The organism is Cronobacter sp. HA18003 (assembly GCF_011605905.1).
In the GTDB taxonomy this organism is placed as follows: domain Bacteria; phylum Pseudomonadota; class Gammaproteobacteria; order Enterobacterales; family Enterobacteriaceae; genus Cronobacter; species Cronobacter sakazakii.
This window is the reverse complement of the sequence record NZ_JAANQO010000011.1, coordinates 92454-116747: the sequence shown is the minus strand read 5'-3', so window position 1 is coordinate 116747 and position 24294 is coordinate 92454. Positions and strand designations below refer to the sequence as shown.

The 24294-nt window shown below is 57.5% G+C and carries 17 protein-coding genes; 9 read left to right on the top strand and 8 right to left on the bottom strand.

The window, feature by feature from the left end; all coding sequences use genetic code 11:
• The first annotated feature begins 3 nt into the window (after nt 1-3).
• Nucleotides 4-2658, top strand: coding sequence for a phosphotransferase RcsD (rcsD, locus tag G6041_RS01565; protein WP_084999143.1), 2655 nt, complete (start codon nt 4-6; stop codon nt 2656-2658).
• A 16-nt stretch (nt 2659-2674) separates the two neighbouring features.
• Nucleotides 2675-3325: a response regulator transcription factor RcsB gene (gene rcsB / locus G6041_RS01560; RefSeq protein ID WP_007676706.1), complete on the top strand. Its 651-nt coding sequence runs from the start codon at nt 2675-2677 to the stop codon at nt 3323-3325.
• Between the two features lie 171 nt (nt 3326-3496).
• Here rcsB and rcsC read toward each other — a convergent pair whose 3' ends face one another.
• Both rcsC and gyrA read right to left on the bottom strand, forming a co-directional pair.
• Nucleotides 3497-6346: a two-component system sensor histidine kinase RcsC gene (gene rcsC, locus G6041_RS01555; protein ID WP_166491623.1), complete on the bottom strand. Its 2850-nt coding sequence runs from the start codon at nt 6344-6346 to the stop codon at nt 3497-3499.
• A gap of 185 nt (nt 6347-6531) precedes the next feature.
• Nucleotides 6532-9168, bottom strand: a complete 2637-nt coding sequence (gene gyrA, locus G6041_RS01550; RefSeq protein WP_012124178.1) for a DNA topoisomerase (ATP-hydrolyzing) subunit A — start codon at nt 9166-9168, stop codon at nt 6532-6534.
• 159 nt (nt 9169-9327) lie between these two features.
• Between gyrA and ubiG the strand changes: the two genes are divergently transcribed.
• The 4 genes from ubiG (at nt 9328) to yfaE (ending at nt 14258) form a co-directional block, all read left to right on the top strand.
• On the top strand, nt 9328-10059 hold the full coding sequence (ubiG, locus tag G6041_RS01545) for a bifunctional 2-polyprenyl-6-hydroxyphenol methylase/3-demethylubiquinol 3-O-methyltransferase UbiG (RefSeq protein ID WP_007869503.1): 732 nt from the start codon (nt 9328-9330) through the stop codon (nt 10057-10059).
• Nucleotides 10060-10411: 352 nt separating this feature from the next.
• Entirely contained in the window at nt 10412-12697 is a 2286-nt protein-coding gene (gene nrdA, locus G6041_RS01540; RefSeq protein WP_004387473.1) for a class 1a ribonucleoside-diphosphate reductase subunit alpha, read from the top strand.
• Between the two features lie 174 nt (nt 12698-12871).
• Nucleotides 12872-14002 carry a class Ia ribonucleoside-diphosphate reductase subunit beta gene (gene nrdB / locus G6041_RS01535; RefSeq protein ID WP_004387472.1) on the top strand — a complete coding sequence of 377 codons (1131 nt, stop codon included), beginning with the start codon at nt 12872-12874 and terminating at the stop codon, nt 14000-14002.
• A 1-nt stretch (nt 14003) separates the two neighbouring features.
• Nucleotides 14004-14258: a class I ribonucleotide reductase maintenance protein YfaE gene (gene yfaE / locus G6041_RS01530; protein ID WP_004387471.1), complete on the top strand. Its 255-nt coding sequence runs from the start codon at nt 14004-14006 to the stop codon at nt 14256-14258.
• A 90-nt stretch (nt 14259-14348) separates the two neighbouring features.
• On the opposite strand, the gene glpQ is transcribed toward yfaE, so the two are convergent.
• The 6 genes from glpQ to tctD form a co-directional block, all read right to left on the bottom strand.
• Entirely contained in the window at nt 14349-15407 is a 1059-nt protein-coding gene (glpQ, locus tag G6041_RS01525) for a glycerophosphodiester phosphodiesterase (RefSeq protein WP_004387470.1), read from the bottom strand.
• A gap of 9 nt (nt 15408-15416) precedes the next feature.
• A complete protein-coding gene (gene glpT / locus G6041_RS01520) occupies nt 15417-16769 on the bottom strand; it encodes a glycerol-3-phosphate transporter (protein WP_012124177.1) in 1353 nt (450 codons plus the stop codon).
• Between the two features lie 336 nt (nt 16770-17105).
• A complete protein-coding gene (locus G6041_RS01515; RefSeq protein WP_012124175.1) occupies nt 17106-18302 on the bottom strand; it encodes a nicotinamide mononucleotide deamidase-related protein YfaY in 1197 nt (398 codons plus the stop codon).
• Nucleotides 18303-18395: 93 nt separating this feature from the next.
• A complete protein-coding gene (locus G6041_RS01510) occupies nt 18396-18938 on the bottom strand; it encodes a YfaZ family outer membrane protein (protein ID WP_004388515.1) in 543 nt (180 codons plus the stop codon).
• Between the two features lie 141 nt (nt 18939-19079).
• Entirely contained in the window at nt 19080-20516 is a 1437-nt protein-coding gene (locus G6041_RS01505) for a sensor histidine kinase (RefSeq protein ID WP_054628500.1), read from the bottom strand.
• Nucleotides 20497-21177, bottom strand: a complete 681-nt coding sequence (gene tctD, locus G6041_RS01500; protein WP_004388278.1) for a transcriptional regulator TctD — start codon at nt 21175-21177, stop codon at nt 20497-20499. Before tctD ends, G6041_RS01505 begins: the two co-directional genes overlap by 20 nt.
• A 133-nt stretch (nt 21178-21310) precedes the next feature.
• Here tctD and G6041_RS01495 point away from each other — a divergent pair, with 133 nt between their 5' ends.
• Genes G6041_RS01495 through G6041_RS01485 form a run of 3 tightly spaced genes read left to right on the top strand, consistent with a single transcriptional unit; the run spans nt 21311 to nt 24266 of the window.
• The gene (locus G6041_RS01495; RefSeq protein ID WP_014728406.1) at nt 21311-22291 is read left to right on the top strand and encodes a Bug family tripartite tricarboxylate transporter substrate binding protein; all 981 of its coding nucleotides are present in this window, start codon (nt 21311-21313) and stop codon (nt 22289-22291) included.
• A gap of 14 nt (nt 22292-22305) precedes the next feature.
• Nucleotides 22306-22737, top strand: coding sequence for a tripartite tricarboxylate transporter TctB family protein (locus G6041_RS01490; RefSeq protein WP_007776742.1), 432 nt, complete (start codon nt 22306-22308; stop codon nt 22735-22737).
• Nucleotides 22738-22748: 11 nt separating this feature from the next.
• Nucleotides 22749-24266, top strand: a complete 1518-nt coding sequence (locus G6041_RS01485) for a tripartite tricarboxylate transporter permease (RefSeq protein WP_012124172.1) — start codon at nt 22749-22751, stop codon at nt 24264-24266.
• The last annotated feature ends 28 nt before the right edge of the window (nt 24267-24294 follow it).

The window sequence follows — 24294 nt, the reverse complement described above, 5'->3', positions numbered from 1 at the left end:
GCAATGATCCCCAATAAATTTTCCCTTATGCCGGGCAGTATTACCCGTTTCTTCCTTTTACTGATTGTGGTGTTGCTGGTGACGATGGGCGTGATGGTCCAGAGCGCCGTCAACGCCTGGCTGAAAGACAAGAGCTACCAGATAGTCGATATCTCCCACGCGCTGCATAAACGGGTGGATACCTACCGCTACGCCACCTGGCAGATTTATGACAACATCGGTGCCAGCGCCGCAGGCCAGAACGGCGAAGGCTTACAGGAAACGCGCCTGCGCCAGGATGTCTATTATCTGGAAAAGCCGCACCGCAAAACCGAAGCGCTGATTTTCGGCTCGCACGACAGTTCGACGCTCGATATGACGCAGCGGATTTCAAGTTATCTCGACACGCTGTGGGGCGCGGAAGGCGCGCCGTGGTCGATGTATTATCTCAATGGCCAGGACAACAGCATGATCCTGGTCTCCACGCTGCCGTTAAAAGATCTCTCCGCCGGTTTTAAAGAGAATTCCATTAACGCGATCGCCGATTCGCGCCGCGCCGAGATGCTTCAGCAGGCGAACGCGCTGGATGAGCGCGAGAGCTTCTCTCCGTTGCGCAAACTCGCCTGGCAGAACGGTTACTATTTCACCCTGCGCACCACGTTTAACCAGCCGGGCCATCTGGCGACGGTGGTTGCCTTCGACGTGCCGATTAACGATCTGATCCCGCCTGGCATGCCGCTTGAGAGCTTCCGCCTTGAGCCTGACAGCCGCCAGAACGCGCTTACAGGGCAGAATAAAGACGATCCGGACAGCGTCACTATTAATTTCAACAGCAACCGCATTGAGATCTCGTCCGCGCTGACCAGCACACAGCTGCGCATCATCTGGGAAGTGCCGTTCGGCTCTCTGCTGATGGAAACGCTGCAAAATATCCTGCTGCCGCTGCTGCTCAACATCGGCCTGCTGGCGCTGGCGCTGTTTGGTTATACTACCTTCCGCCACCAGCCGAGTCGCCCGGTGGAGGCCGTTACCACCAGCGCGAATAATGCTGAGCTACAAATGCTGCGTGCGCTGAACGAAGAGATTTTGAGCGTGCTGCCGCTGGGGTTACTGGTGCACGACCAGGAATCCAGCCGCACTATCATGAGCAACAAAATCGCCGACCACCTTCTGCCGCACCTGAATCTGCAAAACATCACATCAATGGCGGATCAGCATCAGGGCATTATTCAGGCGACAGTCAATAACGAGCTTTATGAGATCCGGTTGTTCCGAAGCCAGGTGGTGCCGCGCACCCAGATTTTCATTATTCGCGATCAGGATCGTGAAATTCTGGTGAACAAAAAGCTCAAGCAGGCGCAGCGTCTGTATGAGAAAAACCAGCAGGGCCGCTCGGCGTTTATGCAGAATATCGGCGCGGCGCTGAAAGAGCCGACGCAACAGCTGGCGCATCAGGCGGCGCTGATTGAAGCACCGGAAAGCCAGGTGCTTGCCGAGCAGGCCGAGCGCATCGCGCGCCTGGTGGATGAAATTCAGCTGGTGAATCAGCTGGAGGCGGATTTCTGGCGCCCGACGCCTACCGACTTCACCATTCAGGAGCTGATTGACGAAGTGGTCCCGGAAGTGCTGCCGGTCATCAAGCGTAAGGGTTTACAACTGCTGATTAATAACCAGCTTGCCGCTAATGAAGAGCGCCACGGCGATCGCGAGGCGCTGCGTAAAGTGCTGCTGATGCTGCTGCACTACTCCGTCACCACCACGCAGATTGGCAAGATTACGCTTGAGATTATGGCGGAAGAAGGCGCGCGCGAGCGTCTGCTGTTCCGCGTGCTGGATACCGGCGAAGGCATCAGCAACAGCGAAATCGATAACCTGCACTTCCCGTTCCTGAACGACACCTCTAACGATCAGTTTGGCAAAGCTAACGGCCTCACCTTTTATCTGTGCAACCAGCTGGCGCGCCGCCTCGGCGGTCATCTGAATATCAAAGCCCGCAAAGAGCTGGGTACGCGCTATTCGTTGCACGTGACGATGCCGGTGGAGCCGCTGGAGACCGAAGAGAGCGACGAGCGGCTGCTGGATGACGTTATCGCGATGATCGATATTACGTCGAACGAAGTTCGTAATGTGGTGGTGCGCCAGCTCGAACAGTGGGGCGCGTCCTGCATCACGCCGGACGAAAGATTATCAAGTCAAGAGTACGATATATTTTTGACTGATAATCCGTCTAATCTTACTGCCAACGGCCTGCTTTTAAGCGATGATGAGGCCGGCGTACGACGCATCGGACCAGGACAGCTGCGCGTCAACTTTAATATTAGTCACGCAATGCAGGAAGCAGTGCTACAACTAATTGAAGAGCAACTGGCGCAGGAAGATATTCCTGAATCTCCAATGGGCGGCGATGAAAATGCGCAGCTTCATGCCAGCGGCTATTATGCGCTGTTCGTCGATACGGTACCGGATGATGTTCAGAGATTGTATACTGAATCGTCCGCCGGCGATTTTGCTGCGCTGGCGCAGACGGCGCACCGCCTGAAGGGGGTGTTCGCTATGCTGAATCTGGTTCCCGGCAAACAGTTATGTGAAACACTGGAGCATCTTATTCGCGAGAAGGATGCCACAGCCATAGAAAAATATATCAGCGACATTGACGTTTACGTCAAGAGCCTGCTGTAGCAAGGTAGCCTAATACATGAACAATATGAACGTAATTATTGCCGATGACCATCCGATTGTTCTGTTCGGCATTCGCAAATCTCTTGAACAAATCGAGTGGGTGAATGTTGTCGGTGAGTTCGAAGATTCCACAGCATTAATTAACAATTTGCCGAAGCTGGACGCGCATGTCCTTATCACCGACCTCTCCATGCCGGGCGATAAATACGGCGACGGTATTACGCTTATTAAATACATTAAGCGCCATTTCCCGACCTTATCTATTATCGTGCTGACGATGAACAATAACCCGGCCATTCTGAGCGCCGTGTTAGATCTCGATATCGAAGGGATTGTTCTTAAGCAAGGCGCGCCGACCGATCTGCCGAAAGCGTTGGCTGCGCTGCAAAAAGGCAAAAAATTTACCCCGGAAAGCGTCTCCCGTCTGCTTGAGAAGATCAGCGCAGGCGGCTATGGCGATAAACGCCTGTCGCCGAAAGAGAGCGAAGTGCTGCGTCTGTTCGCAGAGGGCTTCCTGGTCACCGAAATTGCCAAGAAGCTGAACCGCAGTATTAAAACCATCAGTAGCCAGAAGAAATCGGCGATGATGAAGCTCGGCGTGGATAACGATATCGCGCTGCTGAACTACCTCTCTTCCGTGAGCCTGACGCCTGCGGATAAAGAGTAATCCCTGCTGTCCCTGCCCGCCGGGCAGGGACACACCGCCGTCTCCCGCCCTGCTTTTCCTGCCATTTTTTACACAATCAATCAATGCCGCTAATGATGACGCGCTATGGGTTTTTATTCTCACACGGGTAAACCATCGCGCGCCGCTCATGCATGAGGGCGCGCGTTACGATTAACCGCGCGTCTTGCGAACCCTGTCGGCATACACCGCCAGCGTCTGCTTCAGCACATCCAGCGTCACCGGTTTAGACAGACAGCTGTCCATCCCGGATTCCAGGCAGCGCTGTTTCTCTTCCGCCAGCGCGTTAGCGGTCACGCCCACAACCGGCAGCGTCATGCCAAGCTCGCGAATACGCTGCGTCAGGCGGTAACCGTCCATGTTCGGCATGTTGACGTCGCTTAATACGATATCGATATGGTTTTTGCTGAGCACATTGAGCGCGTCCACGCCGTCATTCGCGGTACGGCACTGATAGCCCAGCGTACCGAGCTGATCGGCCAGCAGTCGGCGGTTGATCGGGTGGTCATCCACCACCAGAATCATCATATCTTCGTTCTGTTCGGCGCTGGTGGAGGACGCAGGCAGTACAGGCTCGCTGCCCGGCACGTCGACATTAATGCTGTAAATGCGTCCCAACAGCGTCAGAAGCTCATGCGGTGCGGCGACGCTGTGCATCCAGACGCCCGGACTGCGCTCCACCGGAATTCCGATATGCCGGCGGCAGAAGAAGATAACCCCTCTGCCCTGCCACTCGACGCAGTTTTCATCGTCGGTAATCAGGATATCGTCTTTATCCGGCGTTTCGCCGTGATGATTTTGTACGCGGATATTGTTGCGCGAGAGCAGGCCCTGCAAATATTCGCACAGCGACGCGTTGCGTACCGCCAGCCAGCAGCGCTTATTGGAAAGCCCGTCGACGTTGGGCTTCGGCGGCAGCTGTGCCTGCCAGAGCGGAATGCGGATGGTAAACTGACTGCCCATACCCGGCTCGGTATCGACCGAAATATCGCCATCCATCATGTTGATGAGTTTTTCGCAGATAGCGAGCCCAAGCCCCGTTCCCTGGAAGTTGCGCTGCACGCCGGTTCCCACCTGGAAGAACGGATCGAAGAGCCGCACGACCTCTTTCGCCGGAATGCCAACACCGGTGTCGCGCACGCGGAAGCAGAGATAATCGCCCTGAGTACCGACATGCAGAATAATGCAGCCGATGTCGGTGAATTTAATGGCGTTGCTCAGCAGGTTGGAGATCACCTGTTGCAGTCGCATCGGGTCGCCCAGCAGCGACATCGGCACGTCTGGCTCGATAAAGCAGTAGAGGCCGAGCTGTTTACGCACCACCAGCGGCTGATAGTTGGCAGTGATATGGCTCATCACTTCGCGCGGTGAAAACTCGCGCGGCTCGATTTTGAGCTGTTCCGATTCGATTTTAGAGAAATCGAGAATATCGCTGATGATTTTCAGCAGCAGGCTTGAAGAGTTATGCATCGCCGTCACCAGACTATCGACGCCTTTCGGCAGCTCCTGCGTTTGCAAGAGATCGAGGTTACCGATAATCCCGTACAGCGGCGTGCGCAGCTCGTGGCTGACGGTCGCCAGGAACATCGATTTCGACTGGCTCGCCTGCTCGGCCGCCTGGGCCATCTCCTGCAGCGACTCTTCCATTTTAACGCGCGCCGAGACATCCACCAGCACGCAGATCGCCACGTTTTCATTGCGATAGCGCGAATGCACAAAGCTGATTTGCAGGTTGGTGTTGTTGCTGGTGAGCACGTCGACGAAATTCACCTGCTGCCCGCAGATAATCTGCGTGAGCCGCTGGCGGTCTTCATGCGTCAGCATGTTCAGATAGTTATGCGCCAGCTCGTTGGAGATAATATTGGTCCCGTCCTGGGTGCGCAGAATACAGATCCCGACCGGCGCGGAGGCAACGATTTTACGGTTGAACTGCTCATGTTCTTCCAGGCGCTGCGCGTCGTTTTCCGCCGGAATAAAGATGCGTCGCTCATACATGCGCGCCAGCGTAAACAGCACAATCCCCACCAGCACATTCAGCAGTACGGCGTTGAGGATAAGCATCCGGATGCGCTCCAGCACCAGATCGACCGGCACGGAATAGACAATGCTAAGCGACGACGGCGGCAGGCTCTTTTTCAGAATCAGCTGCTTAAAGCCAGACGTATAGCCAAACCACGCGCGCTCCTGCTCCCACTCGCCATTCGGCTCAAGGTTGGTTTCCGAACCGGTAAGCGAAAAGAGCGGCCGATCGTTTTCATCGAGAATCGTCACACCCATTGGCATACTGCCGGGCGTAAAGAAATTTTCAATGCGGATGGTCTGCTCAATACCCAGCAACCCTTGCAGGCGGTTCGCCAGGTAGACTGGCGTCAGCGAATAGAAATTACCGATACCAGGACGCTGGCCAGCCGATACCCAAAACAAGCTGTTGCTACGTTCGTCCTGCGGCGCGTTGCGATATTTAATGATGCGCTCATGCAGCGCCTGCAGGGTTTTGTCGCGCTCAAGCGGGATCTCACGCAGACCAAAATCCGCCATGCAGAGGTTATCGGAGCCTATCAGAAACACGCGGTTTAAGTCGTAGGCGGCGGAGAAGTTATCGTGCCAGTAGCGCAAAAACCAGGAGAGTGATTGCAACGAGCCGCGCCAGCTCGTCCCGAGCGAGTTACAGTCGGAATCGGAAAACAGCGGCACAAACGACGGCGCGTTCAGCGCATCATTTTGCCCACGCCCGCTTTTCATCAGCGCATCGATATTTTCCAGCCGGTTTTCAGCCACATACTTCAGCTCTTTCATCACATCAGACGTGCGCTGAATATAGCGCTGCGCCTGATCGTAACTCAGGTTAAATTCCTGACGAATTTCCGACTCTTTCACATGCAGCGCGCTTACGATGTAAAACACCGAAAACAGGGCGATAAGCAGCCAGAGCAGCAGCGCCAGCGCCCGGAAAAGATAGCGAGACACTTTAAGCGTCGAGCGGAAAGAGACGAAGTATTTCAAGGGGGCACCAGCCAGCCGTGAGGTAAGAAAAAGGAATGCCGTTAAGGTAGCCGCAAAACCCTTGTGCCGCAACGGCAACGCGCTTATCCGGCGATATTCAGAGCAGCCTGCCCCGCAAAAAGAAAGGGCCGGTCAGACCGGCCCTTTCATAAGGCAAAACACGGTGTGCGAAAGCCGCGCGACGATTACTCGTCTGCGTCGTCCACCGCATCGTCGTCGGCGTCGGTTTCCGGCGCGATGTCGTCATCGCCTTCCGCCACGCTGCCGTCGATGGAGTCAAGCTCTTCGTCATCCACCGGCTCGGCGACACGCTGCAGACCCACCACGTTTTCATCTTCCGCAGTGCGGATGAGGATAACGCCCTGAGTGTTACGGCCTACCACGCTGATTTCCGACACGCGCGTACGCACAAGCGTACCGGCATCGGTGATCATCATGATTTGGTCAGCGTCATCGACCTGCACCGCGCCGACCACCGGCCCGTTGCGATCGGTCACCTTGATGGAGATAACCCCTTTCGTCGCGCGCGACTTGGTCGGGTACTCTTCCACCGCGGTACGCTTGCCGTAACCGTTCTGGGTGGCAGTCAGGATAGCGCCTTCGCCGCGCGGCACGATAAGCGACACCACGCTGTCGCCTTCGCCGAGGCGAATACCGCGCACGCCGGTGGCGGTACGGCCCATCGGACGCACCGCGTCTTCTTTAAAGCGCACCACTTTGCCCTGCGCGGAGAACAGCATCACTTCGTCTTTGCCTGCGGTCAGGTCGACGCCGATAAGCTCATCGCCTTCGTTCAGGTTCACCGCGATGATACCGGCGGTACGCGGACGGCTGAACTCGGTCAGCGCCGTTTTCTTCACGGTACCGCTCGCGGTCGCCATAAAGACGTTAACGCCCTCTTCATATTCGCGTACCGGCAGAATCGCGGTGATACGCTCGTTCGCTTCCAGCGGCAGCAGGTTGACGATAGGACGTCCACGCGCGCCGCGGCTCGCTTCCGGCAACTGGTAGACTTTCATCCAGTAGAGACGGCCACGGCTTGAGAAGCAGAGGATCGTATCGTGGGTGTTGGCCACCAGCAGGCGGTCGATAAAGTCTTCTTCTTTAATACGCGCGGCGGATTTGCCTTTACCGCCGCGGCGCTGCGCTTCGTAATCCGTCAGCGGCTGATATTTCACATAGCCCTGGTGAGACAGGGTGACCACCACATCTTCCTGGTTAATCAGATCTTCGATGTTGATATCGGCGCTGTTGGCGGTGATTTCGGTGCGGCGCTCGTCACCGAACTGATCGCGGATAAGCTCCAGCTCTTCGCGGATCACTTCCATCAGGCGGTCGGCGCTGCCGAGGATATGCAGCAACTCAGCGATCTGCTCCAGCAGCTCTTTGTACTCGTCGAGCAGTTTTTCATGCTCAAGGCCGGTGAGCTTTTGCAGACGCAGATCGAGGATCGCCTGCGCCTGTTGCTCGGTCAGCCAGTATTTGCCATCGCGAATACCGAACTCTGGCTCCAGCCACTCCGGACGCGCGGCGTCATCACCGGCGCGTTCCAGCATCGCAGAAACGGTGCCAAGCTCCCACGCCTGCGCGATGAGGCCCGCTTTCGCTTCCGACGGAGTCGGCGCGCGGCGAATCAGTTCGATAATGGGATCGATATTGGCCAGCGCAATCGCCAGACCTTCTAAGATATGCGCGCGCTCGCGGGCTTTGCGCAGTTCGAAGATGGTGCGGCGGGTCACGACTTCACGACGGTGGCGAACAAACGCCGCCAGAATCTCTTTCAGCGTCATGATCTTCGGCTGACCGTGGTGCAGTGCGACCATGTTGATACCGAAAGACACCTGCAGCTGCGTCTGGGAATAGAGATTATTGAGCACCACTTCGCCCACGGCGTCGCGTTTGATCTCAATAACAATGCGCATACCGTCTTTGTCAGACTCGTCGCGCAGCGCGCTGATGCCTTCGACGCGTTTCTCTTTCACCAGTTCGGCGATTTTCTCGATCAGGCGCGCTTTGTTCACCTGATACGGAATTTCGTGCACGATAATGGTTTCGCGGCCATTTTTCGGATCGACTTCCACTTCCGCGCGCGCGCGAATGTAGATTTTGCCGCGCCCGGTGCGGTACGCCTCTTCAATGCCGCGACGGCCATTGATGATGGCGGCAGTCGGGAAATCCGGGCCGGGGATGTGCTCCATCAGCCCTTCGATGCTGATATCTTCATCATCGATATAGGCGAGGCAGCCGTTGATCACTTCCGTCAGGTTATGCGGCGGAATGTTGGTCGCCATCCCGACCGCGATACCGGAAGCCCCGTTTACCAGCAGATTCGGGATTTTGGTCGGCATGACGTCCGGGATTTTTTCCGTGCCGTCATAGTTATCGACAAAATCAACGGTTTCTTTGTCGAGGTCGGCCATCAGTTCATGGGCGATTTTCGCCAGACGGATTTCCGTATAACGCATCGCCGCGGCGGAGTCGCCGTCGATAGAACCGAAGTTGCCCTGACCATCCACTAGCGTATAGCGCAGCGAGAACGGCTGAGCCATACGTACAATGGTATCGTAGACGGCGGAATCACCGTGGGGATGGTATTTACCGATTACGTCACCAACGACACGGGCGGATTTTTTGTAGGCTTTATTCCAGTCATTGCCCAACACGTTCATGGCGTAAAGTACGCGACGGTGTACCGGTTTGAGGCCATCTCGGACATCCGGAAGCGCGCGGCCGACAATAACCGACATCGCGTAATCCAGATAGGAGTTCTTTAACTCTTCCTCAATGTTGACCGGTGTAATTTCTCTGGCAAGGTCGCTCATCTGACCGTTATCCCTCTACTGTGTCCCGGATTCAAAGGTCGCAAATTATAACACAGCCGCGGCCTGTTCGGTAAACCGAATAGCCCCGTCAGGCCGCTTTATTCCCTACTAACGCCTGTTATACTCGACGCTCTTGCGAAGAAAGGAGTAAAGGCGTCCATGAATGCTGAAAAACCGCCCGTTGCGCACAACGTAGACTTAGAAGAAATCGCCAAATTTGAAGCTGTCGCTTCGCGCTGGTGGGACACTGAAGGGGAATTTAAACCGCTGCATCGCATTAACCCGCTGCGTCTTGGCTATATCGCCGAACGCGCCGGTGGCCTGTTCGGGAAAAAAGTGCTGGATGTCGGCTGCGGCGGCGGCATTCTCTCAGAGAGCATGGCTCGCGAAGGCGCGAACGTCACGGGGCTCGACATGGGCGCGGAGCCGCTGGCGGTGGCGCGTCTACACGCGCTGGAAAGCGGCGTTGAGCTTAACTATGTTCAGCAGACCGTGGAAGAACACGCCGCGCAGCATGCCGGTGCCTATGACGTCGTGACCTGCATGGAGATGCTCGAACACGTGCCGGACCCGCGCTCGGTGGTGCAGGCCTGCGCTCAACTCGTAAAGCCCGGCGGCCACGTCTTTTTCTCCACGCTTAACCGCAACGCCAAATCCTGGCTGATGGCGGTGGTAGGCGCAGAATATGTGCTGCGCATGGTGCCCAAAGGCACGCACGATGCCAAAAAATTCATTCGCCCTTCCGAACTGCTGGGCTGGGTGGACGAAACGCCGCTGGAAGAGCGTCATATCATCGGGCTGCATTACAATCCGCTGACCAACCGCTTCAAGCTCGCGCCAGGCGTTGATGTTAACTATATGTTGCATACACAGGCTAAGAAACCTGTCTGAAAACCGTCCTGTCAGAAGCTTTTCGTATTAAAAATTGCGCAACGTTCTGTTGCGCCATTTCTTTCCTGACCAGGAAATCAGCGTTCGATCAAATTTTCATTTTTTTTCCTGCCGCCTTGACAAGCCCTCAAGGCCTTATGTGATGAGGACTTACTTAATTTCGAGATTTTGCAACCGCAAATTAACACCGAAATCAAGGCTTGTTCTCAAAAGAATCCGGACTAGAATACTCACCATATAGCGTTTCACTTATCTCAAACCCCCTATATATAGTATTTATCCACAGAGTTAGTCACTTGTGGATAAGCGGGGGATATTTCTATTTCACGGATTTCACGGACAGGTATTACCCATGAATCAGAGTCTGCTGGTAACAAAACGAGATGGCAGCCAGGAACGCATCAACCTGGATAAAATTCATCGTGTTCTGGACTGGGCTGCGGAAGGTCTGCATAACGTCTCCATCTCCCAGGTAGAGCTGCGTTCTCACATTCAGTTCTACGACGGCATCAAAACCTCCGATATTCATGAAACCATCATCAAGGCGGCGGCGGATCTTATCTCCCGCGACGCGCCGGACTATCAATACCTGGCCGCGCGCCTGGCGATTTTCCACCTGCGCAAAAAAGCCTACGGTCAGTTCGAGCCGCCGAAACTGTACGACCATGTCGTGAAGATGGTGGAGCTGGGTAAATATGACCACCACCTGCTGCAGGATTACAGCGAAGACGAGTTTGCGCAGATGGACGGTTTTATCGACCACTGGCGTGATATGAACTTCTCCTACGCCGCCGTGAAGCAGCTCGAAGGGAAATACCTGGTCCAGAACCGCGTTACCGGCGAGATCTACGAAAGCGCGCAGTTCCTCTACATTCTCGTGGCGGCGTGCCTGTTCTCTAACTACCCGCGCGAAACCCGTCTGGATTACGTGAAGCGTTTCTACGATGCGGTCTCCACGTTTAAAATTTCGCTGCCGACGCCTATCATGTCCGGCGTGCGCACCCCGACCCGTCAGTTCAGCTCCTGCGTACTGATCGAGTGCGGCGACAGCCTGGATTCCATCAACGCCACCTCCAGCGCCATCGTGAAATACGTTTCCCAGCGCGCCGGTATCGGCATCAACGCGGGCCGCATCCGTGCGCTCGGCAGCCCGATCCGCGGCGGCGAAGCGTTCCACACCGGTTGCATTCCGTTCTACAAACATTTCCAGACGGCCGTGAAATCCTGCTCGCAGGGCGGCGTTCGCGGCGGCGCGGCCACCCTCTTCTACCCGATGTGGCATCTGGAAGTCGAAAGCCTGCTGGTGCTGAAAAACAACCGCGGTACCGAAGCGAACCGCGTGCGTCACATGGACTACGGCGTACAGATCAACAAGCTGATGTACCAGCGCCTGCTGAAAGGTGAAGACATCACGCTGTTCAGCCCGTCCGACGTGCCGGGCCTGTATGACGCGTTCTTCGCCGATCAGGACGAGTTCGAACGCCTGTACACCCGTTATGAACAGGACGAGAGCATCCGCAAACAGCGCATTAAAGCCTCTGAGCTGTTCTCGCTAATGATGCAGGAGCGCGCCTCTACCGGCCGTATCTACATTCAGAACGTGGATCACTGCAACACTCACAGCCCGTTCGATCCGGTTGTCGCGCCGGTGCGTCAGTCTAACCTGTGCCTGGAAATCGCGCTGCCGACCAAACCGCTGGATGATGTGAACGACGAAAACGGTGAAATCGCGCTCTGCACCCTGTCTGCTTTCAACCTGGGCGCTATTGAGAGCCTGGACGAACTGGAAGAGCTTTCTACGCTGGCAGTTCGTGCGCTGGACGCCCTGCTGGATTACCAGGATTACCCGATTCCGGCGGCTAAACGCGGCGCGATGGGCCGTCGTACTCTCGGCATCGGCGTGATTAACTTCGCTTACTATCTCGCGAAGCACGGCGTGCGTTACTCCGACGGCAGCGCCAACAATCTGACGCACAAAACGTTCGAAGCGATTCAGTACTACCTGCTGAAAGCCTCTAACGAACTGGCGAAAGAGCAAGGCGCGTGCCCGTGGTTCAATGAAACCACCTACAGCAAAGGCATTCTGCCAATCGACACTTACAAGAAAGATCTGGACGCGATCGCCAGCGAGCCGCTGCATTACGACTGGGAAAGCCTGCGCGAATCGATCAAGACGCACGGCCTGCGTAACTCCACGCTGTCCGCGCTGATGCCGTCCGAGACCTCTTCGCAGATCTCCAACGCCACCAACGGCATTGAGCCGCCGCGCGGCCACATCAGCATCAAGGCGTCGAAAGACGGTATCCTGCGTCAGGTGGTGCCGGACTACGAACAGCTCAAAGATCAGTACGAATTGCTGTGGGAAATGCCGGGCAACGACGGCTATCTGCAGCTGGTGGGCATCATGCAGAAATTCATCGACCAGTCGATTTCTGCTAACACCAACTACGATCCGACACGCTTCCCGTCAGGTAAAGTGCCGATGCAGCAGTTGCTGAAAGACCTGCTCACCGCTTATAAGCTCGGTGTGAAGACGCTGTATTATCAGAACACCCGCGATGGCGCGGAAGATGCCCAGGACGACCTGGCGCCATCCATTCAGGATGACGGCTGCGAAAGCGGCGCATGTAAAATCTAAAACGCAGGGCGGGGAAACCCGCCCTCTTGTTGTTAAGGCCGTAGGGCGGGTACGCGAAGCGCAACCCACCATTTACAGCCGAACCGTTAACAGCCGAACCGTTGGCCGTAGGGTGGGTAAGCGAAGCGCACCCACCGTCAACAGCCGATATTGTTTGCAGACAGGATCTACGTCATGGCCTACACCACATTTTCACAGACGAAAAACGACCAGCTTCTTGAACCCATGTTTTTTGGCCAACCGGTCAACGTGGCGCGTTACGATCAGCAAAAATATGAAATTTTCGAAAAGCTTATCGAAAAGCAGCTGTCATTCTTCTGGCGTCCTGAAGAAGTGGACGTTTCCCGCGACCGCATCGATTTCCAGGCGCTGCCGGAGCATGAAAAACACATTTTCATCAGCAACCTGAAATACCAGACGCTGCTTGATTCCATCCAGGGCCGCAGCCCGAACGTGGCGCTGCTGCCGCTGATCTCCATCCCGGAGCTGGAAACCTGGGTCGAAACCTGGGCGTTTTCCGAGACCATCCACTCGCGCTCTTACACCCATATCATCCGCAACATCGTCAACGATCCGGCGGTGGTGTTTGACGACATCGTCACCAACGAGCAGATCTTAAAGCGCGCCGAAGGCATCTCGCACTACTACGACGATCTGATCGAGATGACCAGCTACTGGCACCTGCTGGGCGAAGGCACTCACAGCGTTAACGGTAAAACCGTGACCGTGAACCTGCACGAGCTTAAGAAAAAGCTCTACCTGTGCCTGATGAGCGTCAACGCGCTGGAAGCGATTCGCTTCTACGTCAGCTTCGCCTGCTCTTTCGCCTTCGCCGAGCGCGAACTGATGGAAGGCAACGCGAAAATCATCCGCCTGATTGCCCGCGACGAAGCGCTGCACCTGACCGGTACCCAGCACATGCTGAACCTGATGCGCAGCGGCGAAGACGATCCGGAAATGGCCGCGATTGCTGAAGAGTGCAAACAGGAGTGCTATGACCTGTTCGTGCTGGCGGCGCAGCAGGAGAAAGAGTGGGCGGAATACCTGTTCCAGGGCGGCTCCATGATCGGCCTGAATAAAGATATTCTGTGCCAGTACGTTGAGTACATCACCAACATCCGTATGCAGGCTGTTGGTCTGGATCTGCCGTTCAAAACCCGCTCCAACCCGATTCCGTGGATCAACACCTGGCTGGTGTCTGATAACGTGCAGGTAGCGCCGCAGGAAGTGGAAGTGAGCTCTTATCTGGTCGGCCAGATCGATTCTGAAATCGACCATGACGATCTGAGCAGCTTCCAGCTCTGATATGGGTCGTATTACGCTTCGCGTAACGGGCACCGAGTTGTCGTGCCCGGACGAGCACCCTTCCCTGCTGGCGGCGCTGGAGTCACACGCGGTGACGGTCGAGTATCAGTGCCGCGAAGGCTATTGCGGCTCGTGCCGCTGCAAACTGGTCGCAGGCCAGGTGCAGTGGCTGACAAAACCGCTGGCGTTTATTCAGGAAGGCGAGATTCTGCCCTGCTGCTGTAAACCGCAGGGCGATATTGAGATTGAGATGTAACAACGCCGTATTGTCGGGTGGCGCGACGCTTACCCGGCCTGGCAAACCATACTACCGGGCCGGATCAGGCGAAACCGCCACCCGGCAATATCAGCGATTATCTTTCAAAAAACTCACCGCTTTATCCGGGAAATCGGTAAATAGCCCGTCCACTTCCGCCTTGTTATACAGCACGTCATAAAGCTGATTCACGTCCGTGGCATACACCGGCAACTGGTCGGCGCGCACCGTATACGGGTGCACCTGCAAATGGCTGGCGTGCGCCTCTTTCGCCATATCGGTCAGCGTCACGTGGTCTTTGGTCGAGCCTTCCGCCACCAGCATATGGTAATCCGGCCCGATGCCATCGGCGTACTGCGCAATCTGCTTCATGGCGCCCGGTTTAAACATCCAGTCATAGCGATAGTTTACCCATTTGCCATCGGCCTGTTTCTCCTGGGTTTCGTTCCAGTCGGTGTAAGCGATAAGCTGCACCAGCTTCAGATCCATTCCCAGTTTTGGCTCCAGCTCATTCTTGATGCGCTTAAGCTCGTTGGCATCGAAACATTGCAGATAAACCTTATCCTGCTTCGTGGTGTAGCCATATTTTTTCAGGGTTTCCAGCACCTTAAGGGCGATGTCTTTCCCCTCCTGATGATGGAACCACGGCGCTTTGATCTCCGGGTAAATACCGATGTTTTTGCCGGTGGAGTGATTCAGCCCCTGCACAAACTCGATCTCTTCTTCAAAGGTATGCACCCGGAAATCGGATTTGCCCATCGGGAAGCGGCCGGGGAATGTCTGCACCTTTTTGCCATTTTCCAGCTCGAAGCCTTCGCTGAATTTCAGCGATTTGATCTCCGCGAGCGTGAAATCTATCGCGTAGTAACGACCATCTTTACGCGCGCGGTCCGGGAAGCGCTCCGCCACGTCGGTGACGCGATCCAGGTAGTGGTCATGCAGCACCACCAGCTGGTCATCTTTGGTCATCACCAGATCCTGCTCAAGGTAATCCGCGCCCTGCGCATAGGCCATCGCTTTGGCAGGCAGCGTGTGCTCCGGCAGGTAGCCACTGGCGCCGCGATGCGCGATCACCAGTTTATCCGCCGCCAGCGCGCTTGCCGACATTACGCCAATCGCCAGCGCCGCCAGCGTCATTTTCAGTTTCATCGGTGCTCCTTATCCGCGTTTCGCAAGCGTTGCATGGTGGTGTTTATGCTCACCGACCATCACGATAATCAGCAGTAATACCGCCAGAATGCTGCCGCCAATCATCACCATAAAGCCGCCATCCCAGCCGAAGAAATCGACGGTGTAACCGACGATAGCGCTCGCCGCCACCGAGCCGCCGAGGTAGCCGAACAGGCCGGTAAAGCCCGCCGCGGTGCCCGCCGCTTTTTTCGGTGCCAGTTCCAGCGCATGCAGACCAATCAGCATCACCGGGCCGTAAATCAGGAAGCCGATGACAATCATGCACGTCATATCAATGTTTGGGTTGCCCGGCGGGTTGAGCCAGTAAACGATAGTGGCAATAGTCACCAGCGTCATAAAGAACACGCCCGTCGCGCCGCGGTTGCCGCGGAAAACTTTGTCCGACATCCAGCCGCAAATCAGCGTGCCGGGGATGCCTGCGTATTCATAGAAGAAATATGCCCACGAAGATTTATCCAGCGCGAAATGCTTCACCTCTTTTAAGTAAGTCGGCGACCAGTCGAGGATGCCGTAGCGCAGCAGATAAACGAAGACGTTCGCGATGGCGATGTACCACAGCAGCTTATTCGGCAGCACGTATTGCATGAAGATCTGCTTCGCGGTCAGCTCTTCTTCGTGCTTCTCGTTATAGTCGTCCGGGTAATCATTTTTGTACGCTTCGATGGGCGGCAGACCGCAGGACTGCGGCGTATCGCGCATCAGGGCGAAGGCGATAATCGCCACCAGAATCGCCGCGAACGCAGGCATATAGAGCGCGGCGTGCCAGTCGTTGAACCATGCCATGCCGAGCAGGAACAGCAGCGGCGGAATACCGCCGCCCACGTTATGGGCGCAGTTCCACACGGAGACAATCCTGCCGCGCTCCTTCTGCGACCACCAGTGCACCATCGTGCGCCCGCACGGCGGCCACCCCATGCCCTGGAACCAGCCGCACAGGAACAGCAGCACAAACATCACCATAATGCTCGACGTCGCCCAGGGAACGAAGCCCATAAACAGCATCACCGCCGCCGCGAGGATCAGGCCCGCGGGCAGAAAGACGCGCGGATTCGAGCGGTCAGAAACCGAACCCATGATGAACTTCGAGAATCCATAAGCGATGGAAATGCCCGAAAGCGCAAAACCGAGATCGCCGCGCGAGAAGCCCTGCTCCACCAGATACGGCATCGCGAGGGCAAAGTTTTTACGCACCAGATAGTAAGCGGCATAGCCGAAGAAAATCCCCATAAAAATCTGCCAGCGCAGGCGACGATAGAGCGGATCTATCTCGCCGTCAGGCAGCCTTGCGCGATGCGGGGCGGGTTTAAAAATACTTAACATCTCTGTCTCCTGCTGATGAGGTTTATATCTATTCGTTTTACTTATGTTTCCTTTGCGAGCGTGATAGTAGGCAAAATGGATTATTTATGCTGTGAAACGTCGCACAAAATGTTACAGAAATATGACAATCGAAAACAAAAGCGCAAATTTTTGCCATGTATTTTCGAATGGTGCGCGTTTACTTTCGATTAAGCGCATAAAAGAGAAGGAAAATGCGCGGTGTGAGCGCCAGTACGCTAAATGGAAAACAGAGAGGGGAATAGAGCGCAGAGCAGCGCGTCTGGATGTTCAGCAGATAACGGACGCCCGGCTCTGCACAGGCGCCCCGTTACGCCGTCAGACCGTGTGCGTGTCAACTACCTGCACCCAGCCCTGGCTTGCCGTCACGTCCTGGCCGTTAAGCCAGCGGCGCACCAGCGTGAGCGCCATCATGGCGCAAATCTCCTGGCGGATATGCAGCGCGTAGCGGCTGGCGTTAAAGCGCAGGCGCACGGCATGGGTGCCCTGCGGCGTGGTGAGCGCGATGTTAATGTTGTCGTCTTCAAAGCTCGCGATGCTCAGCGCCAGATCGGCGAGATGACGGCTGCGACGATCCACGTTCCAGTGGGCGGTCTGCGCCAGCGTCTCCACCTGGGCGGGCAGCACTTCGCTTGCCAGCAGCGGCGCGTCGGCCCCCGAGAGTTGCAGCGCCAGCAGGCCCGCGGTGAACTGTTCGCTTAACGTAATGCTGAGCTGCTGCTCGCGCAGGCAGCGGGCGATCTGGGCGGGCAGCGTTTCGGTGCCTTCAAAAATCAGGCTGTCGCCCGCCACTTCACGCACTTTTGGCCAGATAGCTTCCATCTCCGCACGCCGCGACGCAGGCCCGGTGAGTTTGAGTTCAATGACTGGCGTGGAGGAGCGGTAGCCCATCACGACGTCCGGCGGCAGCGGCAGCGTATCGAGCGCGGCGGCGAGGTCGCTTTCAGAGCGGCCAAAGGTGGTGAGACGCAGACAGAGCGGGGGTTCGGGGAACGTAAAGCGCTCGCGCAGGCGCGGCAGGATCTCATGCTCCACCATGCGCTTAAATTCAGACGGCACGCCCGGCGTGAAGAAAATCAGACAACGGTTGAGCTTCATCGCAAACCCGCAGGCGGTGCCGACCGGGTTGTCGATCATTTCGCTGCCCGCCGGCAGCAGCGCCTGTTTGCGGTTGCTGGCGGCCATTACGCGCCCGCGCGCTTCGAAAAAGCGCTCCATCTGCGCGAGCCAGCCTTCGTGCAGCACCAGCTCCACACCCGCCGCGCGGGCCGCCGCTTCAGCGCTGAGATCGTCGCTGGTCGGCCCCAGGCCGCCGTTGACGATTAAAATATCGGCGTGCTGGCTGCGCTCGGTCAGCGCGGATACCAGCGATTCCAGGCTGTCGCCCACGGTGTTACGGCGGGTCAGCGGCAGTCCCTGATTAAAAAACAGATCGGCAAGCCAGGCGGCGTTGGTATCGACAATCTGACCGTGCAGCACCTCATCGCCGGTCGAGAGCATTTCTGTCTGTAGCATTATTTTCTCCGCAAGAAGGGAACGCTTTACTATAGCGCGCAGAGAAAAGAAGAAGGAGAAAAACAGGCGCAGCGGAACACCGCGCCCGGAAAATCAGAAGCCTGCGCTGACGCCCAGGTACGGGCCATCGGCCACTTTGCTGTCGCGATCGCCGTCTTTACCGGTCAGGTTAATATAGCGATAACCGGCTTCGACGCTAATCGGGCGGAAGATCGAGAAACGCGCGCCCGCGCTGGCTTCCTGGTAATCGTTCACGCCGCTGGAAAGCGAATCCGGCGAGTAGTAGTAGTCACCAAACAGTGAAAGATGCTGGCCGAGATCCCAGCGCACGCCGCCGCCGACCGCCGCCGCGTAGCCTTCACTGCCTTCTTTCGGGCTCAGGTAAACCGCCTTCACGCCCGGCGTCACCATAAACGGCCCGAGCGGCATATTGAAGCCCAGGCCCGCGCCCACGATATCGCCGTGATCGTCATTGTGCGCCCAGTTGCCGGTCAGTTGCAGACCGCTGCTTTCAGTGCCGAGGCCCACGCCCATATTGGTGTAATGCTCACCCACGGAGCCGTTGACGCTGATGGCGCTCGCCTGGGTGGCAGCCAGCAGCAGGCCGGCCATTGCTAAACGAAGTGTGTTTTTCATTCCATGTGTCTCAAAAAAAGAAAAAGTGCCCTGCAAAACGCAACGCGGCATTGTACCCGTATCGGGGCGGCAATCAACGTGGGGCGGGCGCGGCAGGCCTGCGGCACCTGAAAAAGGAGAAAACACCTATGCAGAAAAGCATTAAACGCCGCTTTGACCTGGCGCAGAGGCATGAAGAAGCAGACGCACGCGTACCAGCAGGCCACCGAGCTGCTCGCCTTTTAAGAGTTCGGCGCGGGTGCGGTGCCAGCGGGCGATATCGTTAACCAGCGCCAGTCCCAGCCCGGCACCGGGGTGCGTGCTGGCGTTATCGAGACGGCGAAACGGCGTCAGCGCCTGGTCGCGCTGCGCGGCATCAATGCCGGGGCCGCTGTCTTCGACCTCAAGGCGCGCCTCCCCTGCCTCAACGCAGACGCGCACCGTCACGACGCCGCCCGCGGGCGTATATTTCAGCGCGTTATCGAGCAAATTGGCGCACAGCTCCGCCAGCAGCAGCGGTTCAGCGGCGACCCACACCGGCCCCTCTTCGCCTTCATAACCAAGATCGACGGGCTTGCTGCGCGCCTGCGGCAGCCGTGAAAAACAGCTTTCCCGCGCCGCTGCCACCAGATCCACCACATCGAGCGCGCGCGTCTCGCCGGGCTCGGCGCGCCGAAGCGTCGCGAGCTGTAATAACCGCTCGGTCAGATCGATAGTCTGATCGAGTGTCGTGCTCATCGCCTGAAGGCTTTCGCGCCACTGCGCCGGATCCGGGCTCGCCAGCGCCACAGCCGCCTGGGTTTTCAGCACGGCCAGCGGCGTTTTTAACTGATGCGAGGCGTCGGCGCTGAAGCGCTCCTGGCGGGCGATGAGCGCGCGCAGGCGGCTCATATAACGGTTGAAGGCGATAATCAACAGGCGCGTTTCCGACCACGGCAGCAGATCGGGCAGCGGCGTCAGTTCGCCGGGCGCGCGTCTGACCATCAGGCGCGACAGCTTGCGCATCGGTTTCAGCACGCGGCGCAGCAGCAGCCCGGCGAGTACCAGCGTTAACAGCACCAGCCCGCCCTGCGAGAGCGCAGACGAGATGAGCAACTGCCGCGCCAGCAGATGACGCGACTGCAACGTCTCGGCGACATAAATCTCCGCCATGCCGACCACGCCGCCTTCGTTAACCGGCTGCAACAGCCGCGCCACCCGCAGCCGCTGGCCCTGATAGGTCGCGTGATAAAACCACGCCAGCGCCGGGTAAAGGTCGGTACGCGCCATGCCGCCCGGCATCGGGGGCAGATCGTCATAGCCGGAGATAACCCGCCCGCGCGTATCTTTCACTTTGTAGTAGAGGCGGTCATTCATGTTGCGCTCGACGCTATCGAGCACCACCCAGGGCACGTCCGCCTGTAATTCGCCGTGCTGGACGTTCAGGCGCTCGGCCACAATACGTGCCGAAGCCAGCAGCGTGCGATCGTAGGCCTGGGTTGCGGCGTTCAGCGCGCTGACATAGCTGTTTAACACGGAAAATGCCCACAACAGCGAGAGCGGCAGGCCGAGGAACAGCAGCAGTTTTCCGAGCAGGGATTCAGGGCGCAACCAGCTCATCGCTGCACTCCAGTACATAGCCCAGGCCGCGCAGCGTGGTGATTTGAACGTTGCTCGCCAGCAGTTTTTTACGCAGTCGGTGAATATAGATCTCAATGCTTTCCGGGCTGACGTCGTCGCTTAAGCTGAACACCTGTTCGAAGAGTTGCTGACGGGTGACCGGACGGCGGCGACGGTACATCAGCACCGTTAAGAGCGCATGTTCGCGCGGCGTGAGCGCAAGCGGCCTGCCCTGTAGCTCGAAATAGCCTTCGTCGTGAAAGGTCAGTTCGCCGAGCCGCTGGGCCTCCTGCACCTGCCCTTCGCTGCGGCGCACCAGCGCGCGCAGCCGCGCCTCCAACTCGCTCAGCTCAAACGGCTTTGGCAGATAATCATCAGCGCCCTCGTTAAGCCCTTTTACGCGGTCGGCCACCGCGCCGTGTGCGGTGAGCAGTAACACAGGCACCGCCTGCCCGCGACGACGCAGACGGCTTAATACCTCAAGCCCGCTCATGCGCGGCATTTCAATATCCAGCACCGCCACGGCGTAGCGCTCGTTTTGCAGCAGGTGATCCGCCGCCAGCCCGTCGCCGACGCAGTCCACCGCAAAGCCGGTGTTCGCCAGCGCTTTCTCCAGCCAGTGAGCCAGCTCACGGTTATCTTCCGCCAGTAAGAGACGCATATCACATCCAGTAAAGTTTCTGTCGCGATGAAAGGAAACTGAAAGGCTTTAGTTTTAACAATCATGCAACCGATACGCTACAAAGCAGTTCACATAATCAGAAACATCACGGCAGTCATGCATGAGGATGAAAATGAAAACATCACTTCTCTCTACCCTGTTAGCAACGTCTCTGGCTTTCTCTTTTACCGAAGCCGTGGCGGCAGAAGCACCGTCGCGCCCGGAGTGCATCGCGCCTGCCAAGCCCGGCGGCGGCTTCGATTTAACCTGCAAACTGATTCAGGTGAGCCTCCAGGAAACCGGCGCGCTGGAAAAACCGATGCGCGTGACCTACATGCCAGGCGGTGTCGGCGCGGTGGCCTATAACGCGATTGTGGCTCAGCGTCCCGGCGAGCCGGGCACCGTGGTGGCGTTTTCCGGCGGCTCACTGCTTAATCTCTCGCAGGGCAAATTTGGCCGCTATAACGTCGATGATGTGCGCTGGCTCGCAAGTGTCGGCACCGATTACGGCATGATCGCGGTGCGCGCCGATTCGCCGTGGAAAACGCTCGGCGATCTGATGAAAGCGCTGGAGAAAGATCCGAACAGCGTGGTGTTTGGCGCGGGCGCGTCGATTGGCAGCCAGGACTGGATGAAAACCGCGTTGCTGGCGCAGAAAGCGGGCGTCGATCCGCACAAGATGCGCTACGTGGCCTTTGAAGGCGGCGGCGAGCCAGTCACCGCGCTGATGGGCAACCACGTGCAGGCGGTGTCCGGCGATCTCAGCGAGATGGTGCCTTATCTCACCGGCAATAAACTGCGGGTGCTGGCGGTCTTCGCGAACGAACGCCTGCCCGGCCAGCTCGCCCAGGTACCCACCGCTAAAGAGCAGGGCTATGACCTGGTGTGGCCTATTATTCGCGGCTTCTATGTCGGCCCTAAAGTCAGCGACGCCGATTACCAGTGGTGGGTCCAGACTTTCGAAAAACTCCAGCAAACCGATGAATTCAAAAAGCAGCGCGATCTGCGCGGCCTGTTTGAGTTCAACCTGACCGGCAAAGCGCTGGATGAATATGTGAAAAATCAGGTCAACGACTACCGCGAAAAAGCCAAAGCCTTTGGGCTGGCGAAATAGCGCAGGAGGATGTGATGAGCGATCGCATTTTTGCGGGGATCTGGATCCTGCTCTGTATCGGTGGGCTATTTGTAGGCTGGCAAATCCACAGCGAGTATGCCTACGAACCGGTCGGGCCGCGCCCTTTCCCGATGGGCATTATCGCGCTGATGCTGCTGTGCGCGGTGCTGTTACTGCTGCGCCGTCCGGATGTCGTGGACTGGCCGCATCACGCCGTGCTGCAACGGCTGGTGGTGATGGTGATTGTGCTGTTGCTCTACGCCGGGGGCTTTGAATGGCTGGGCTTTCCGCTCGCCACCGCGCTGCTGACGGCGGTCATCGGCATGCTTTTCGGCGCGCAGCTACCGGCGGCGCTGGTATCCGGCGTGGTGATGGGCGGCGTGCTCTGGTACGCCTTTGACCGCCTGCTTGACGTGACGCTGCCTCTCGGGGCCTGGCTTAATTAACGGGAGCTTTTATGGATACCTGGCTTTATCTCTCACAGGGCTTCGCCGTCGCGCTGACGCCCACCAATCTGCTGATTGCGCTGATTGGCTGTTTCGTCGGCACCATCGTCGGGCTGCTGCCGGGCCTCGGGCCGATTAACGGCGTCGCTATTCTGCTGCCGCTGGCGTTCGCGATTCATCTGCCGGCGGAATCGGCACTGATCCTGCTCGCCACGGTCTATATCGGCTGTGAATATGGCGGGCGCATTTCATCGATACTGCTCAATGTGCCGGGTGATGCGGCAGCGATAATGACGGCGCTGGACGGCTACCCGATGGCGCAGCAGGGGCGCGGCGGCGTGGCGCTCTCTATCTCCGCCGTCAGCTCGTTCGTCGGCTCGTTTATCGCTATTTTCGGCATTATCCTTTTTGCACCCGTGCTGGCGGAGTGGTCGCTGGCGTTCGGTCCGGCGGAATATTTCGCGCTGATGGTGTTTGCCATCGCCTGTCTTGGCAGCATGATGGCGCAAAACCCGCTGAAATCATTCCTGGCCGCGCTGATTGGCCTCGGGCTCGCGACGGTCGGTGTCGATGCCAACACCGGCGTGTATCGCTTCACGTTTGACAGCGTACATCTCTCGGATGGCGTGCAGTTTATCGTGGTGGTGATTGGCCTGTTCTCGGTCTCCGAAATTCTGCTGATGCTGGAGAGCACCAGCAGCGGCCAGACGCTGGTGCGCAAAACCGGGCGGATGCTGTTTAACGCCAAAGAAGCCGCCGCCTGTACCGGCGCGACGCTGCGCTCGTCGGTAGTTGGCTTTTTTGTCGGTATTCTGCCGGGCGCGGGGGCGACCATCGCGAGCGCCATTACCTATATGACCGAGAAAAAGCTCGGCGATAAAGACGGCTCGTTCGGCAAAGGCGATATTCGCGGCGTGGCGGCACCCGAGGCGGCAAACAACGCCTCGGCCTGCGGCTCGTTTATCCCGATGCTGACCTTAGGCGTGCCCGGCTCCGGCACCACGGCGGTAATGATGGGCGCGCTGACGCTCTATAACATCACGCCGGGGCCTGCGATGTTTACCGAACAGCCGGATATCGTCTGGGGGCTTATCGCGGCGCTGCTTATCGCTAACGTAATGCTGCTTATTATGAACATTCCGCTGATCGGCCTCTTCACCCGCATGCTGACCATTCCGCTGTGGTTCCTGGTGCCAGCGATTGCGGCGGTTTCGGCGGTGGGCGTTTACGCGGTGCACAGCACGACATTCGATCTGCTGCTGATGGTGGGTCTCGGCGTGCTGGGTTATATCCTGCGTAAAATGCATTTTCCGATGTCGCCGCTGATTCTGGGCTTTGTGCTGGGCGAGATGCTGGAGCAGAACCTGCGCCGCGCGCTCTCTATCAGCAACGGCGAGCTCGGTATTCTCTGGCAGAGCGGCGTCACCAAAACCCTGCTCATTATGGCCACGCTGGTGATTATCGTACCGCCGCTGGTGAAGCGACTGCGTAAGCGCCCGTTGAAAACGCAGAGCGATCTCTCTTCCTGATAGCCACCCTCGCTGGTGGCAGTTAAAA

Coding starts and splice junctions, on each gene's coding strand:
- rcsD (WP_084999143.1), top strand. CDS start 4: ATGATCCCCAATAAATTTTCCCTTATGCCGGGCAGTATTACCCGTTTC.
- rcsB (WP_007676706.1), top strand. CDS start 2,675: ATGAACAATATGAACGTAATTATTGCCGATGACCATCCGATTGTTCTG.
- gyrA (WP_012124178.1), bottom strand. CDS start 9,168: ATGAGCGACCTTGCCAGAGAAATTACACCGGTCAACATTGAGGAAGAG.
- ubiG (WP_007869503.1), top strand. CDS start 9,328: ATGAATGCTGAAAAACCGCCCGTTGCGCACAACGTAGACTTAGAAGAA.
- nrdA (WP_004387473.1), top strand. CDS start 10,412: ATGAATCAGAGTCTGCTGGTAACAAAACGAGATGGCAGCCAGGAACGC.
- nrdB (WP_004387472.1), top strand. CDS start 12,872: ATGGCCTACACCACATTTTCACAGACGAAAAACGACCAGCTTCTTGAA.
- yfaE (WP_004387471.1), top strand. CDS start 14,004: ATGGGTCGTATTACGCTTCGCGTAACGGGCACCGAGTTGTCGTGCCCG.
- glpQ (WP_004387470.1), bottom strand. CDS start 15,407: ATGAAACTGAAAATGACGCTGGCGGCGCTGGCGATTGGCGTAATGTCG.
- glpT (WP_012124177.1), bottom strand. CDS start 16,769: ATGTTAAGTATTTTTAAACCCGCCCCGCATCGCGCAAGGCTGCCTGAC.
- G6041_RS01515 (WP_012124175.1), bottom strand. CDS start 18,302: ATGCTACAGACAGAAATGCTCTCGACCGGCGATGAGGTGCTGCACGGT.
- G6041_RS01510 (WP_004388515.1), bottom strand. CDS start 18,938: ATGAAAAACACACTTCGTTTAGCAATGGCCGGCCTGCTGCTGGCTGCC.
- G6041_RS01505 (WP_054628500.1), bottom strand. CDS start 20,516: ATGAGCTGGTTGCGCCCTGAATCCCTGCTCGGAAAACTGCTGCTGTTC.
- tctD (WP_004388278.1), bottom strand. CDS start 21,177: ATGCGTCTCTTACTGGCGGAAGATAACCGTGAGCTGGCTCACTGGCTG.
- G6041_RS01495 (WP_014728406.1), top strand. CDS start 21,311: ATGAAAACATCACTTCTCTCTACCCTGTTAGCAACGTCTCTGGCTTTC.
- G6041_RS01490 (WP_007776742.1), top strand. CDS start 22,306: ATGAGCGATCGCATTTTTGCGGGGATCTGGATCCTGCTCTGTATCGGT.
- G6041_RS01485 (WP_012124172.1), top strand. CDS start 22,749: ATGGATACCTGGCTTTATCTCTCACAGGGCTTCGCCGTCGCGCTGACG.